The sequence below is a fragment of the Pseudomonas sp. RIT623 genome, from assembly GCF_004519305.1.
GTDB lineage: Bacteria > Pseudomonadota > Gammaproteobacteria > Pseudomonadales > Pseudomonadaceae > Aquipseudomonas.
The window spans coordinates 1-231 of the sequence record NZ_SOZA01000102.1 but is presented as its reverse complement, the minus strand read 5'-3'; the positions used below and the strand labels follow the sequence as shown (position 1 = coordinate 231).

Annotated in this window: 1 protein-coding gene; it reads right to left on the bottom strand. The window is 64.5% G+C overall.

The features are described from left to right. A partial coding sequence (locus E3U47_RS24835) for an AMP-binding protein (RefSeq protein WP_134694196.1) occupies window positions 1-231 on the bottom strand: 231 nt, incomplete at both ends.

The following is a 231-nucleotide window of genomic DNA, read 5'->3' as shown; positions in this document are numbered from 1 at the left end:
CATCAAGTGACGGGCCAGCTGGTTGGCGCGGGCATCCAACTGGGCGTAGCTCAGGCGGGTATCGCCGAACACCAGCGCCTCGGCCTCTGGCGCGCGGTCCACCTGGGCTTCGATCAGTTGCTGGATCGAACGGTCCAGCGGGTAGTCGACGGCGGTGGCATTCCACTGCTCGACGATCTGTTCGTGCTCTGCTTCATCCAGTAATGCCAACTGCTCGATCGGCAGCGCCGG